Origin of the sequence: Bradyrhizobium yuanmingense (genome assembly GCF_025200905.1) — a bacterium.
Taxonomy (GTDB): Bacteria; Pseudomonadota; Alphaproteobacteria; order Rhizobiales; family Xanthobacteraceae; genus Bradyrhizobium; species Bradyrhizobium yuanmingense.
In genome coordinates this window covers 3,339,161-3,353,241 of the sequence record NZ_CP104173.1, presented here as the reverse complement: position 1 = coordinate 3,353,241, position 14,081 = coordinate 3,339,161, and the positions used below count along the sequence as shown (strand labels likewise).

The following is a 14,081-nucleotide window of genomic DNA, read 5'->3' as shown; positions in this document are numbered from 1 at the left end:
GCCCGGGCATGACGTGCACCTGGAAATGTGCGTGGCTACCGCCGCGCGAGGGTGCAACCGCTCGACAGCTGGCGCGTCGATCCGGTCGAGCCGTCGTTCGAATGCGATGGGAATTCCTCGAATGGCGAGTTCTGCTTGCCGGTGTTGAACTCGAAGATCTTGCGGAACAGGCCCGGCGCCATCGCCGAGATCGGATTGACGCGCATCACGGGCGCGGCTGGCGTGCCGACGACCTCGTAGGTCACGCCGATCAGCCCCTCATTGTTGCCGCCACCGAGGAAGATGCCGAACAGCGGGATCTGGCCGAAGATGTTGTTGACGCCGTACATCGGCACGAAGGTGCCGCTCATGCAGACCTGGTTGCCGGGATAGTCGATCGAGCCCTCGATGGTGGCACCGATCATCGGCCCCTTGACCACGCCGTCACGGACCGTGAGCGCACCGTTCTGCCGCGTGAACTCGGCGCGAAGTGCGCTGAAGGAGACGCCATTCCCGGTCCCGTTCGGCGCGCCGGCGGCAACGCGTTCGAGCTGCGCCTCGCCCTTCACGGTGAAGTCGCGGACATTGATCAGGCCCTCGCGCGCGGCGTTCGGCTCGGAAGACGGCGGCTCCATCGCGACCACCATCTGGCCGCCGACCGCCTTGGTGTAGGTGTCGGTGAAGCGGAGCAGCGCGCCGGCGTCGTTGGTCTGCAGGTAGATCACCTCGCGGTTGCCCTGGGCACGGCCGCCGCGCAGGTCGGCAGCGACAGGCGTGTCGCGGCCGATCTTGCCGCTCAGCGTGAACGCCTTGATAGCCCCATTGCGCTTCGACATCTTGGCATCGAGGCTGCGCATGGCCTCGCCGTTGAAGCCGGCGACGGCACCGAGCTTCACGTCGATGTCGAAATCGACGTTCTTCAGCTTGTTCTTGTCGTCCTTGGAATTGCCTGAGATCGCCGACTTCAGGAAGCCGCGGCCGTCGAACACGTCGCCACGCATGGTGCCGCGCAGCACACCGTCCTGGCTGCGCTCCACCCTGAGCGAGGCCTTGTCGCCGTCGGACGGCGCGTAGGTCGGGAAGTTCGCGTTCACGAGATCGCTGTTCGCGTCGAGCTCGAGCGAGCCCTTGATCGAGGCGCCGCCGCCTTCGATGACGATGTCCTCGAAACGCGTCGATTGCGCCGTCGGCACCACCTTGAAGCTGGCCTTGCCGGACTTGCCCGGCAGCTTGACCCAGCCAGGCAGGATGTTGTCGAGCCTGACCGAGGTCAGATCGGCCTCGACGCCGAGCTTCGTCGTCTGATCCGCGCCGCTCGCGATCTTGCCCGACAGCTTGATCGGCAACGATCCGATGACGGCGGGGCTGAGATCGAAGCCGAGCCGCGCGCGGCTGGCATCGTCCAGCGTCGCCTGCAGCCTGACATCCGCGTCGCCCTCGGCCGGCTTGCGATAATCGAGCGAGGCCGCCTGGCCGTTGATCTTGACGTCGCCCCTGACCTGATAGCCCTGGTTGTTGGCTGATATCTTGAGGTTGTTGGCTTCCAGCTTCTGGTTCATCACCAGCTTGTCGGCGGCAAAACCGTTGAGATCGGCGGTGACGGCGTAGGTGGTGTCGGCCTTGGTCAGCTCGCCCTTGACCGGCATGCCGAGCTGGATGTTCGCCGAGAACGTTCCCTTGCTGGTGTTGGGATCGACGACGGTCGCCGACAGGTCGCTCAGCCGATCATTGGCGAGCATTTCAGCGGCCGCGGGCACCGGCCCTTCGACACGGAACCTGCTCCGCGACGGCGACGGCTTGGGCGCCATGTCGGGCACCTCGAAGACGAAATCGGAGATCGTGACCTTGCGGCCCGCGGGGGTATCGGCAATGCCCTGCCCGATGTTGACGGTCGCGGTGCGACCGGTCACGCGCGCCTTCAGATCGGCATCGCGCACCACCGGCATGCCGTCCACGGGCCGGACCGCAACGCCGCTCGCCACGATGTTGACCGACAGGCCGTCGTCCGGAATGGGCGGACCCTTGCGCGGCAGGTTCCTGGTCGGCGAGTTGACGCCGATCTCAATGCGCTGGAGCGTGCCGCGCTCGATCCGTTCTATCACCCATTCACGCAATTCGGGGACGATCAGCGTCGGCCACATCCGCTTCAAGGCGGAGGCCGACATCGGCGTGCCCGCAAAACCGAGGGTGAGCCGCGGCTCGCCCGAATAGTCGAGGGCGCCGGTGCCGGCGACGCCGATCTCGCCGTTGGAGACGTCGGCCTGTGTCAGCAGGATGCGCTTGTGGTCGGCGTCGAAGCGGAAGCCGATCGCAATGCGGTTGAAGACGAGCGGCGGCTCGTTGTCGATGCCGCCGAGCAGGATCGACCCGCCGCTGAAGCCGAGCTGCCAGTCGTTGATGTTGCCGTTGGGTGGCTCGAGATGGGCCAGCAGCGTCAGGCGGTTCGCGCCGGAGAGAACCTTGAACGGCGCGACCAGCACCCGCCGGTTCGCATCCCACTCGACGTTGATCTCGGCCGAGTCGATTGCCATCGGGTAGTCGGGCGTGTCGGTATCGATGATGTTGCCGGCGCCGGCCGCGATCTTGCCGCGGAAGAAGGTCGGCACGCCGTCGCGGCCGAGCTCGCCCTTGAGCTCGCCCGTCAGCGGCAGGTCGGCGGTGTAGGTGAGGTCCTTCACCCGCAGCGCCAGCAGGATGTTGGAGGTCGAGACCTTGTCGGCCTTGATGTCGACCGAGCGCACGCCGTTCTCGGCCGGGCCGATCGTGGCGCGCAGCATCCACGGGCGCGCGCCCTGCTCGCCGAGGCTGAGCGCGACGCCGCCGCGACTCGGCCGGCGCAGGCTGAGCGTGATGTTCTCGAACGACCATTTGCTGCCGCGCTGCTGATCGTCGACGATCAGGACGCCGTTCTTCAGACCGATCTCGTTGAGGTTCTGACCGTCGAGGCCCGTCATGCTCAGGCTGTCGAGCCAGTCCAGGCCCTGAAGGATGCCGCTCTGCGCGGTCGCCTGCGGCGCGGCCTGCGATGCGTCCGGGCTCGCAGGCGCGGTCGCGAAGGGCGGCGGGGGAACACCGCTGCGCGGGAATGTCGGCGGCAGGCCCGCGTCCTTCTTGGACGCGACACCGGTCGCCAGCGGCTTTGCGGTGTCGCCGGCGGACACGGTGACGGTGCCGTCGGGCGCAATGCGGATGGCGAGCTCGGCATCGACCAGGTTAAGACTCTCGGCACGCAGGTGCCCCATCAGGAGGGCCGCACCCGACAGCCTCACCTCGGCCTTCGGCGCGCTGGCGACGACGGCGTGATCGCGGTCGCGAACGATGATGTCTCGGATGCGGACGGCGACGCGGACCCGGCCGGCCCGCTCGATCTGGGTGCCGCCGACCTCAACGGTGTTGCCGTGGCCGATATTGTCCTCGATCGCGGCTGCGAGCCACGGCGTTGCGATGTCCAGACTGATGGGACCGGCACCGAGCCGCCACCACAGCGCACCGAAACAGCCGATGAAAATGACGATGACGGTGGCGACGGCCACCGCCAGGCGCTTCAGCCAGCGTCCCCCACCCGTCCAGCGGCGCAGCGCGCTAAATCCACCACCGAAGCGAAGAAAGCCCGAACCGGAACGCGCCAGCAACCGGCGTGCGCGATTGCGCGCAGCCGCTTCCTGATCCGGATCCCAGTCGGCGTCGTCCCATTCCTGCGGCTCGAGTTGGCCGCCGCGCCGATCAAAATCCCGGTTGTAGTCCTGGGGCGACGTATTCCTTGCCATTGCCTCTCGATACAGGCGCCCGTCATAGGACTGAGCGCCGCCGGGACCGCAGCCGTTCGCGGGAAGTGATGCTCCCTGCGCCGGCACTGCCGCCATACCTCGAATATTCCTGCTGTTCGTCATTTCGCCCCGGGAGCGCGTTCAACGAGCAGTGGGGTGGTGCGTGGAATTCCTTGTAACCATACTCCGGCGTCGCCAGACTTGCCCAGCCGAGGGCACGATTCCGGCTCGCCGGACAAGAGCTGCAATACCGCTTCGGTTGACCTGCCGAAAGCGTCGAAAGGAAGGCGTATGTCCAAGAAATCCCGAAAGAAATCGTCCAAAACGCCCTCCGGCAGTCCGACCGCTGAAAAGAAGTCCGCAAAAACGCGGGCATCGACTCAAACAAGATCCGCGAAAACGCAGCGCACACCGGCACGCAAATCAGCTGCGACCGTAGCAAAAGCAGGATCACATAAGGCCGCATCGAAACAGTTAAAATCCTCCAAATCCGCCTCTTCTCCGGCTGCCGCCAAGTCGGGCTTGAAGTCCGGCTTGGCCGAGGGCCAAAAGGCCCCGGCCTTCCGCCTGCCGCGCGATGGCGGCGACGTGGTCACGCTCGCCGACTACGCCGGCCGAAAGCTCGTCCTGTTCTTCTACCCCCGCGCCGACACCCCCGGCTGCACGCGGGAGGCGATCGACTTCACGCGCCTGGCGGGCGCCTTCGCGGCCGCCGGCACCGCCGTGCTCGGCATCTCCGCCGATCCGTTAAGGGCCCAGGAGAAGTTTCGCGACAAGCACAAGCTCGGCGTCCCCCTCATCTCGGACGAGACGCATGAGATGCTGGAGGCTTATGGGGCCTGGGGCGAAAAGTCCATGTATGGCAAGAGCTTCCTTGGGATCCTTCGCACCACGGTGCTGGTCGGGACTGACGGTAAAGTCGCGCGGATCTGGCGCAATGTCCGGGTCGATGGCCATGCCGACGAAGTGCTGGAGGCGGCAAGGAGCCTTTAACCAATCCTTTAAATTCGCGCGTTCCCATTTGCGGAAAATTAACCATGAGCGGCCCAGATTGCGGCGGCAATTGAGCCGCAAGGAACCCATCCGACCGGCGCGGGAGTGCCGATGTCGAAAAGTTCTGCCCAATACTCGCAGTACCCCCAACATCATCCTCACGATCACGGACGCGCCTTCCGGCGCCCTCTGGGTGCCCCGGCGGCGGTAACCGCGATTTCCCTGCCCGCCACCGACGATGCCTACACCATCGTGCATGCCGGCAAGCAGGTCCGCTTCGGACCCGTGGTGTTCTGGATCGTGGTCGGCACCGTGGTGCTGCTCGGGCTGTGGTCGGCCGCCACCGCCACCTATTTCGCGTTCCGTGACGACGTCCTGACCCGGCTGATCGCCCGCCAGGCCGAGATGCAATACGCCTATGAGGACCGCATCGCCGAGCTGCGCGCCAAGATCGATCGCACCACCAGCCGTCAATTGCTCGACCAGGAGCAGTTCGACCAAAAGCTCGACCAGATCATGAAGCGCCAGACGGCGCTCGAGTCCCGGGCCACGGCGCTCGGCGCCATGCCCGACGTGACCGGCTCGATTCCCCGCGCCGCTCCGCAGCGCAGCGATGCAAGCCCGACCACGCCAAAACCGTCGCCCATCAGCGACACCGTGATCTTCGTGGCGCCACCGGATCGCGAAGCGCGCCTCGAATCGCGCGCGCCGAGCGTTGCGGCAACGCCGACCAGCCAGTTTGCCAAGAACCGCGGTTTCGACAACGTGCTGGTCCGGCTCACGACCTCGCTTGATCAGGTCGAGCGGCGCCAGATGGCGACGCTCAACGCGGTCGAGGAAAGCATGGATTCGCGCATGCGCCGGATGCGCAGCGTGGTCAGCGACCTCGGCCTGAACCTTGCCCATCTCGAAGCCGCCGTGCCGCGCAGTGCGATGGGCGGACCGTTCGTCCCGGTCAAGCTGACGGCGAATGCCGGACCGTTCGAGAAGCAGCTCCACCGCATCCACACCACGCGCGCCGAGATGGACCGTCTCAACCGCACGCTGGCGTTGGTGCCGTATCGCAAGCCCGTCATTGGCGAGGTCGAGTTCACCTCGGGCTTTGGCGTGCGCAGCGATCCTTTCCTGGGTCGGCCCGCGATGCACACCGGCCTTGATTTCCGCGCCGCCAGCGGTGATCCCGTCCGCGTCACCGCCTACGGCAAGGTGGTTTCCGCCGGATGGTCCGGCGGCTACGGCCGCATGGTCGAGGTCGACCACGGCAACGGGCTTTCGACCCGCTACGGCCATCTCTCCGAGATCAACGTCAGGGTCGGCGAAGTCGTGAAGATCGGCCAGGTCATCGGCCTCGTCGGCTCGACCGGCCGCTCCACCGGTCCGCACCTGCATTATGAGACCCGCATCGAAGGTGAAGCGGTCGATCCACAGAAATTCCTGCGCGCCGGCGTGCGGCTCAGCGCGGGTTAGGCCCGCGCTTTTCAGTTTCGCAGCGCAGAGCTTCCCTAGAGCCAGAGATGGCGGCCGAGAGCTTGCGCAGTAAGCTGAATGCACGCCCATCAATCACCAGCAGCGCGCTGGCGATGACGATCGAGCCGGCGATCTCGCGGCCGGAGATCGGCTCATCCAGCACCAGCCAGCCCAGCAGGATGGCGGTGACGGGAATGAGCAGCGTCACCAGCATCACGTTGCTCGCACCCGAGCGCCGCACGATCTGGAAGAAGACGATGTAGGCGAGCGCCGTCGACAGCGCGGCGAGGCCGAGCACGGCGAGCCAGGTCGTGAGGCTCGGCATCGGTAACTGCCAAGGCTGCTCCACGACGCCGGCTACGACCGCTATCATCACCGTGGATGACATCAATTGAAACGTCGCCGTCCCCAGCGGCGCTGCGTCCTTCAGCAAGCGCCGCGCAGCCAGCGCCGCAAAGCCGTAGCTCAGTGCCCCGCCGAGGCAGAGCAGAATGCCGAGCCCCTGTCCCGGCCTGGTCTCGAAGCCCCATCCGCGCAGCAGGATCACGCCGACAAAGCCCAACGCCACCCCGGCCAGGCGGCGCATCTGCAAGGCCTCCTGGCCCGCTGCAATCATCACGGCCACCGTGAACATCGGCGTGGTCGCGTTCAGGATCGAGGCCAGCCCACTCGGAATGAAAGTTTGGCCGATCGCGATCAGCGAAAACGGGACGACGTTGTTGAGCAGCCCGATCGCAATGAACGGCGCCCAGCCCGTCCAGCTCCTGGGAAAGCCGATGCCATGTGCGCGCAGCAGCGGCAGCAGCATTGCAGCGCCGAGCGCGACGCGCAAAAACACCAGTGTGAGCGGCGGCAATTCCCGCAAGGCTGCGCCGTTGAAGAAGAACGAGCCGCCCCAGAGGATCGAGAGCAGAGCGAGCAACGACCAGTCGCGTGCATCGATCCGGTGGTCATTGTCGGGCATGGGGTCTTACCTCAGCCCCATGGCCTAGAACGGTGCGATCAATGTCGCCACCCGATTTCTGACGAGGTCCCGGTTTACAAACCGATGCTCGGCGCGAATGGAGTGACTGAGGGGCACCGGTTAGCGCGGTTTGACTAGGATGGCTTCTTCGGCCGCGACACCAGCTCGATCATCCTGCCTTCATCATCGTCCGGCATCACCGCTTTCGCCTGCGCGTACGCCTCGACCGCGGCGCGCGCGACCAGCGGCTTGCCCGCGAGCAGGCTCTCGGCGAGCTTCACGGCGTAGGCGGCATCCTTGTGCCGCAGCGCTGCGGTGAAGGTCGCGCCGCTGAAATCGCGGGCGACCATGCGCTTGGAGTGACGCGCTACCTGCGGGCTTGCCGCGACGCCTGCCTGGATCGATTCCAGCACCAGGTTCATGTCGAGCCCGGCCTGCTCGGCAATCGCAAGGCCCTCGGCGAGGCCGGCGATCTGGATCGCGCCCATGAGATTGTTGATCAGCTTGTAGACCGTGCCGGAGCCGACCGCGCCGAAATGGCGGATGGTCGAGCCGATCGGCGTCAGATAGGGCCGCGCGCGCTCGAGATCGGCCGCGTCGGCGCCAACCAAGAGCGTCAACTTCCCGGCCGCCGCCGCGTCCGGCAATCCCGTCACCGGGCAGTCGATATAGATCAGCCCGCGCGCGTTGAGCTCGCGGCCCATCTCACGGGAATGGTCATAGGAGACGGTGGAGCATTCGATCGCGATGGTGCCGGCCTTCGCCGTCTTGGCGGCGCCGTCAGGCCCGAGCCAGACCGCGCGCGAGGCCTCGTCGTCGGCGACCATGGTCACGACCGCGTCGGCATCGATCGCGGCATCCTCCGGCGAGGTCGCCCAAATCGCGCCGCGCGCGATCAGGTCCTCGGCCTTTGCCTTGCTGCGATTCCAGATCGTTACCGTGAAGCCGGCATCGAGATAGCGGCCGGCCATGCCATGGCCCATCCGCCCAAGCCCGATGAAGGCGATTCGGGACATGGCTAGTCCACGTCCTCGACGTCGCCGGCGGTGGTGCCGAAGGCGCGCTGCGCCAAGGTCGCGGCCATGAACTCGTCGAGCTCGCCATTGAGCACGCCCGATGTGTCGGAAGTCTGCACGCCCGTGCGCAAATCCTTCACCATCTGATAGGGCTGCAGCACGTAGGAGCGGATCTGGTGGCCCCAGCCGATATCGGTCTTGGCGGCCTGGTCGGCGGCGGCTTTCTCCTCGCGCTTCTTCAGCTCGATCTCGTACAGACGCGCGCGCAGCATGTCCCAGGCCTGCGCCCGGTTCTTGTGCTGGGAGCGGCCGGCCTGGCAGACCACGGCGACGCCGGTCGGGATATGCGTCAGGCGCACCGCGGATTCGGTCTTGTTGACGTGCTGGCCGCCGGCACCGCCCGATCGCATCGTGTCGACGCGGACGTCGGATTCCTTGATGTCGATCTTGATGCTGTCGTCGATGACGGGGAACACCTGCACGCTCGAGAACGAGGTGTGCCGCCGCGCGTTGGAATCGAATGGCGAGATGCGCACCAGCCGATGCACGCCGGCTTCAGTCTTCAGCCAGCCGTAGGCGTTGTGACCGGAGACCTGGATGGTCGCCGACTTGATGCCGGCCTCTTCGCCCTCGGACTCTTCGAGATACTCGACCTTGAAGCCGTGGGTTTCGGCCCAGCGCGTATACATGCGCAGGAGCATCTGCGCCCAGTCCTGGCTCTCGGTGCCGCCGGCGCCGGCGTGGACTTCGAGATAGGAATCGAAGCGGTCGGCTTCGCCCGAGAGCAGTGCCTCGAGCTCGCGCCGCGCCACTTCCTTCTTGAGGTTCTTCAGGGCAGCTTCGGCTTCGGCGACGACGCCGTCATCGCCCTCGGCCTCGCCGAGCTCGATCATGCCGATGCCGTCTTCGAGCTCCTGCTCGACCTTGCCGATGCCTGAGAGCGAATCCTCCAGCGAGGTGCGCTCCTGCATCAGCTTCTGGGCTTTCTGAGGGTCGTTCCAGAGATTGGGATCTTCTGCGAGCTTGTTCAGCTCAGCGAGGCGCGCCGTCGATTTCTCGACGTCAAAGATGCCTCCTCAGCAGCCCGACTGACTGCTTGATCTCTTCTACCAACCGTTCGATTTCGGCGCGCATGTTGTTCTCTGTCTTGCGGAATCCCGCGTGCAGTTCGAGAGGGGATGTAGCGGCGGCGGCCGCAAAGCGCAACCGCCCGAACCGTGATCGCCGGCCTTATCCGCGGCCTACCACAACCCGCCAGTGCCCGGCCGGAAGAGGAAGCCGGAATCCGGCTGCTGCTGCTGCACCGGCATGCCGCGCCCGTCGGCGTCGGCAACGCCGATGACCGAATAATTGTCCGGCGGCGCCGTGCCGGGCTTGAAGGCTTCGAGGATCGTTCCGCCGGTCTCGCCGGGGCCGGCGCGCATGCCGGTCTTGGCGACGACGCGAACGAGCTTGATGCCGGCGGGCACCTTGAACGGGACCGCGGGCTTGTCGGCGAGCGCGAGCTTGAGGAAGTCACGCACGATCGGAGCAGCGAGATGACCGCCGGTCGCGGCATTGCCCTTACCGAGCGGACGAGGCTTGTCGTAGCCCATGTAAACTGCGACTGCGATGTCCGGCGAGAAGCCGACGAACCAGGCGTCCTTGGCCTCGTTGGTGGTGCCGGTCTTGCCGGCGACGGGCTTGCCGACCTCCTTGATCACCGTGGCCGTACCGGACTGCACCACACCCTCCATCAGCTCGGTGATCTGATAGGCGGTCATGGAATCCAGCACCTGCTCGCGGCGGTCGATCAGCTGCGGCTCGGGCTGGTTCTTCCAGCCGCCCGGCGCGTCGCAGCCGCGGCATTCGCGCTGGTCGTGCTTGAAGATGGTGCGGCCGTAACGGTCCTGGATGCGGTCGATCAGCGTCGGCTTCACGCGGCGGCCGCCATTGGCGAGCATCGAGTACGCCGTGACCATGCGCATCGCCGTGGTCTCGCCGGCGCCGAGCGCGTAGGAGAGATAGTTCGGCAGTTCGTCATAGACGCCGAAGCGGCGGGAATATTCGCCGATCAGGGGCATGCCGATGTCCTGCGCGAGGCGCACCGTCACGGTATTGAGCGATTGCCGCAGCGCATTGCGCAGCGTCACCGGTCCCTGGAACTTGCCCGAGGAGAAGTTTTCAGGCCGCCACACGCCGGCGCCCTGCCCCTGGTCGATCTCGATGGGCGCGTCGAGCACGACGGTCGAGGGCGTGTAGCCGTTGTCGAGCGCGGCCGAATAGACGATCGGCTTGAACGACGAACCGGGCTGCCGGTAGGCCTGCGTGGCGCGATTGAACTGGCTCTGGTCGAACGAGAAACCGCCGACCATCGCGAGCACGCGGCCGGTCCAGGGATCCATCGCCACCATCGCGCCGGAGACTTCCGGAATCTGGCGAAGCCGGTACTGGCCCTCGACGGGGTGGCCGTCCTTGTAGAGGGGATCGGCATAGATGACGTCGCCGGGCTGGAGCACCTGCGACACCGCTGTCGGCGTCTTGCCTCTCGTGCCGCCCTGCAGCGCCCGCGCCCAGCGCACGCCGTCGACCGTCACGATGCCGGTCTCGCGCTGCTTGCTCACCGCGCCGCCGAGCTCGCGGCCAGGCTGAAAGCCGATCCGTGCCGACTGATCGCTGGTCTCCAGCACTACCGCCATGCGCCAAGGCGAGATGTCGGACAGCGACTTGATCTCGGCGAGCTTCACGCCCCAGTCGCCCGAGATGTCGAGCTTGCTGATGGCGCCGCGATAACCCTGCTGCTCGTCATAATTCACGAGGCCGGCGACCATGGCCTTGCGCGCCATGACCTGAATCTTCGGATCGAGCGTGGTGCGAACCGACAGGCCACCCTCGTAGAGCTTCTTCTCGCCGTAGCGCTCGAAAATGTCGCGGCGGACTTCCTCGGCGAAATATTCGCCGGCAAAGGTGTGGGCGCCGTTGGAACGGCTGGTGACGGCGAGCGGCTCCTTGCGCGACTTGTCGGCGTCGGCCTGCTTGATCCAACCGTTTTCCACGAGACGGTCGATCACGTAATTGCGGCGCTCGATGGCGCGGTCGCGGTTGCGGACCGGATGCAGCGTCGCCGGCATCTTCGGCAGCGCCGCCAGATAGGACGCTTCCGCCACCGTCAGCTCGTTCACCGACTTGTCGAAATAGACCAGCGAGGCCGCCGCGATGCCGTAGGCGCCGAGGCCGAGATAGATCTCGTTGAGATACAGTTCGAGGATTTTGTCCTTCGAATAGGTCTTCTCGATGCGCATCGCCAGCAAGGCTTCCTTGATCTTGCGTGAGAAGGAGACCTCGTTGGTGAGCAGGAAGTTCTTGGCGACCTGCTGCGTGATCGTGGACGCACCCTGCGGACGGCGGTTGGAGCCGTAGTTCTGCAGATAGAGCAGGCCTGCGCGAGCCATGCCGGTGTAGTCGATGCCGCCATGCTCGTAGAAATTCTTGTCCTCGGCCGCGAGGAAGGCGTTGATCACGAGCTTCGGCACCGCCTGGATCGGCAGATACAGCCGCCGCTCCTTGGCGTATTCGCCGACCAGCGAACCGTCGACCGCGTGCACACGCGTCATCACCGGCGGCTCGTAATCCTGAAGCTGAGAGTAGTCCGGCAAGTCCTTGGAGAAATGCCAGATCAGGCCTGCCACGGCCCCGACGCCAACAAGGAACACCACTGTTCCCGCGGCGAACAGGAAGCCCATGAACCGCACCAGCAAGCGCATTATCTGTTTATCCGTTCAAACTCTGGATCAGCCCAGTATCAGCCCTTTGGCACACAAAACGGTACCAACCTCACGCCGCGAATTCACCGGCTTACGCAATCACATCGAGGCCGGACTTAAGACGCTTGCCGAACAGGTTCTCGCCGATTCCGGAACCCTCTACCGGTTTCTATAAAGCGTCCGCTGTGGCCAAACTAGGGCCTTCGGGCCGGGAGGAACAAACCGGCTCAGTTCGACGTCCCCGCCGTGGCCATCCGCTTGGTCAAAAATCCGTCGATCGCCTGGGCCATCGAGCCCACGGCGCGGGAGCGCCAGCCCTCGGAGACCAGCTGCTCGAGATCGCCCTTGTTGGAGACGTAGCCGATCTCGACCAGCACCGATGGCACGTCGGGCGCCTTCAGAACCCGGAAGCCGGCGGATTTCAGGGGATGCTTGTGCATCCGCACCGTCTGCTTCATTTCGCTCATCAAATGGCGGGCGAAACGGTTTGAAAAGGTGCGGGTTTCCCGCTGTGTGAGGTCGATCAGGATGTCGGCGACGTCGGTCGGCTCCTCCGCGAGGTTGAAGCCGGCGATCGCATCGGCGCGGTTCTCCGCATCCGCCAGCCGCTGGGCCTCGGCGTCGGACGCCTTGTCGGAGAGCGTATAGATGGTCGCGCCCTGCGCATCCCCTTCCGCCCGCGGCAGCGCATCGGCGTGGATCGAGACGAACAAGGCCGCCTTGAGATTGCGGGCGATCTTGGTGCGGTCATTGAGCGGAACGAAGGTGTCGTCGTCCCGCGTCATGACCACGCGGTACTTGCCGGCTTTTTCCAGCTTGTCGCGGAGCGCCAGGCCAAAGGCCAGCACCAGGTTTTTCTCGCTCTCGCCGCTCGACTGCGTCCCGTTGTCGATGCCGCCGTGGCCGGGATCGATCACCACCACCGGGCGAGTATCAGCCTTCTGCTGCGCGCCATCCGGGGCCGCGGCACTGGGAACCGTGGCAGGCGGCGCTTCAGCGATCGCGGGCCGCAGCTCGGGACGGTTTTCGGGGGCACGCGACGACACGAAGGCGGTGCGCTCGACCTCCTCCAGCTCGAGCACGAGCCGGGCCGGTTGGCCGTTGGCCGCCTCCAGCACGTAGGATTTGGCGATCTTCGCCGGTCCGGTTAGGTCGAACACGATTCGCGAGCCGCCGGGCATGACGAGCCCGTAGCGGAAGGCCTTGACCAGCCCCCGCCCCCCGTTTCCGGTTCCGGCGGGCAGCTGAAAATTGACCTGCGGCACGTCCACCACCACGCGGTAGGGGTCGCCCAGCGTGACGGCGCGGAAGGTGACGGTCTGGTCGAGATCGAGGATGAAGCGGGTCTGCTTGCCATCGCCGGCCAGGCGGGCGGCCGAGGCGACCGGAAAATTCGCCGCAACGGCAGCAGGTTGCAGCCGGCTCTCGGCGGCGATCAGGCGCGCGGAATCAGCACAGGGCAATGCCGCAGTGCACAGCAACACGCCCCCCAGCAAAATCCGTCGATTTGTGCGGCTCGCCACCGATTCCGTGCCTCCGAGCAGCTCTCTTAACGCAATAGAACCACAGGGTTAATCGATCCTTAATGACGGAAACGCGAAACTCGCCGACTGTGACCGCCGTGCGACGCTCCCTTGCACGGATGGCTCATTCCTCGTATGTACGGAATGCTGACGGCCGATATTTCCGGTTGTGTCGCATTCAGCCTCCCGGTGCAGCGCCGGAACTCTCAAGGTTTGAGAATTCCAGCGTTTTCCACTTCCCTCTATGACCAGCGCGGTGCGCGGCAGCGAGGTGGAGCGGGTCAAGCCCCGGCGGCGGACGGTCTCGGGCTACCACTCATGTTGCCGGGACGGTTCTGACAGCGGCGTAACCCATTACCCGGTCCCTTGACCCCAAGGGGGCGGTTCGTGATCCCCAAGGCGAGCGCGCTCGCGCCGTGCCTGGCCAGCAGCAACTGATTGAAGGGCGGCCTCGCCGCCCAGTGTTTCATACGGGCCGACGCTTGATGCGCCAGACTGTGCCGACGAAATCTGAAGGAGCATTCGCGACGCTGCGGAGTGACAATCCCGTGCGTCGCAATGGTCCTGAAGCTTCCGGTTCGGCAAGGCGCGAGAGACGGCGTTTCGGCCTTCCCCTCACCCCCGAATCA

At 65.7% G+C, this 14,081-nt stretch carries 8 protein-coding genes; 2 read left to right on the top strand and 6 right to left on the bottom strand.

Annotated elements, in window-relative coordinates:
* Nucleotides 1-35: 35 nt before the first annotated feature.
* Nucleotides 36-3,842: a DUF3971 domain-containing protein gene (locus tag N2605_RS15660; protein ID WP_260347210.1), complete on the bottom strand. Its 3,807-nt coding sequence runs from the start codon at nucleotides 3,840-3,842 to the stop codon at nucleotides 36-38.
* A 195-nt stretch (nucleotides 3,843-4,037) separates the two neighbouring features.
* On the opposite strand from N2605_RS15660, the gene N2605_RS15655 reads away from it, so the two are divergent.
* Together N2605_RS15655 and N2605_RS15650 are read left to right on the top strand one after the other, a co-directional pair.
* A complete protein-coding gene (locus N2605_RS15655) occupies nucleotides 4,038-4,739 on the top strand; it encodes a peroxiredoxin (RefSeq protein ID WP_225113980.1) in 702 nt (233 codons plus the stop codon).
* Nucleotides 4,740-4,850: 111 nt separating this feature from the next.
* Nucleotides 4,851-6,206, top strand: a complete 1,356-nt coding sequence (locus N2605_RS15650) for a M23 family metallopeptidase (RefSeq protein WP_260347209.1) — start codon at nucleotides 4,851-4,853, stop codon at nucleotides 6,204-6,206.
* Here N2605_RS15650 and N2605_RS15645 read toward each other — a convergent pair.
* The 5 genes from N2605_RS15645 to N2605_RS15625 form a co-directional block, all read right to left on the bottom strand.
* The gene (locus N2605_RS15645) at nucleotides 6,193-7,170 is read right to left on the bottom strand and encodes a DMT family transporter (RefSeq protein WP_225173391.1); all 978 of its coding nucleotides are present in this window, start codon (nucleotides 7,168-7,170) and stop codon (nucleotides 6,193-6,195) included. The genes N2605_RS15650 and N2605_RS15645 overlap by 14 nt on opposite strands.
* A 134-nt stretch (nucleotides 7,171-7,304) precedes the next feature.
* Nucleotides 7,305-8,186, bottom strand: coding sequence for an NAD(P)-dependent oxidoreductase (locus N2605_RS15640; RefSeq protein ID WP_109143907.1), 882 nt, complete (start codon nucleotides 8,184-8,186; stop codon nucleotides 7,305-7,307).
* A gap of 2 nt (nucleotides 8,187-8,188) precedes the next feature.
* A protein-coding gene (gene prfB / locus N2605_RS15635; RefSeq protein WP_260347208.1) for a peptide chain release factor 2 occupies nucleotides 8,189-9,320 on the bottom strand; the annotation gives its coding sequence in 2 pieces (ribosomal slippage) (nucleotides 8,189-9,250 and nucleotides 9,252-9,320; 1,131 coding nt in all).
* Nucleotides 9,321-9,427: 107 nt separating this feature from the next.
* The gene (locus N2605_RS15630; protein ID WP_036022896.1) at nucleotides 9,428-11,929 is read right to left on the bottom strand and encodes a penicillin-binding protein 1A; all 2,502 of its coding nucleotides are present in this window, start codon (nucleotides 11,927-11,929) and stop codon (nucleotides 9,428-9,430) included.
* 227 nt (nucleotides 11,930-12,156) lie between these two features.
* Entirely contained in the window at nucleotides 12,157-13,452 is a 1,296-nt protein-coding gene (locus tag N2605_RS15625; protein ID WP_036000033.1) for an N-acetylmuramoyl-L-alanine amidase, read from the bottom strand.
* Nucleotides 13,453-14,081: the final 629 nt, after the last annotated feature.

What these genes read in the sequence shown, in the direction of transcription:
- N2605_RS15660 (WP_260347210.1), bottom strand. Translation starts at nt 3,842, where the DNA reads ATGGCGGCAGTGCCGGCGCAGGGAGCATCACTTCCCGCGAACGGCTGC.
- N2605_RS15655 (WP_225113980.1), top strand. Translation starts at nt 4,038, where the DNA reads ATGTCCAAGAAATCCCGAAAGAAATCGTCCAAAACGCCCTCCGGCAGT.
- N2605_RS15650 (WP_260347209.1), top strand. Translation starts at nt 4,851, where the DNA reads ATGTCGAAAAGTTCTGCCCAATACTCGCAGTACCCCCAACATCATCCT.
- N2605_RS15645 (WP_225173391.1), bottom strand. Translation starts at nt 7,170, where the DNA reads ATGCCCGACAATGACCACCGGATCGATGCACGCGACTGGTCGTTGCTC.
- N2605_RS15640 (WP_109143907.1), bottom strand. Translation starts at nt 8,186, where the DNA reads ATGTCCCGAATCGCCTTCATCGGGCTTGGGCGGATGGGCCATGGCATG.
- N2605_RS15630 (WP_036022896.1), bottom strand. Translation starts at nt 11,929, where the DNA reads ATGCGCTTGCTGGTGCGGTTCATGGGCTTCCTGTTCGCCGCGGGAACA.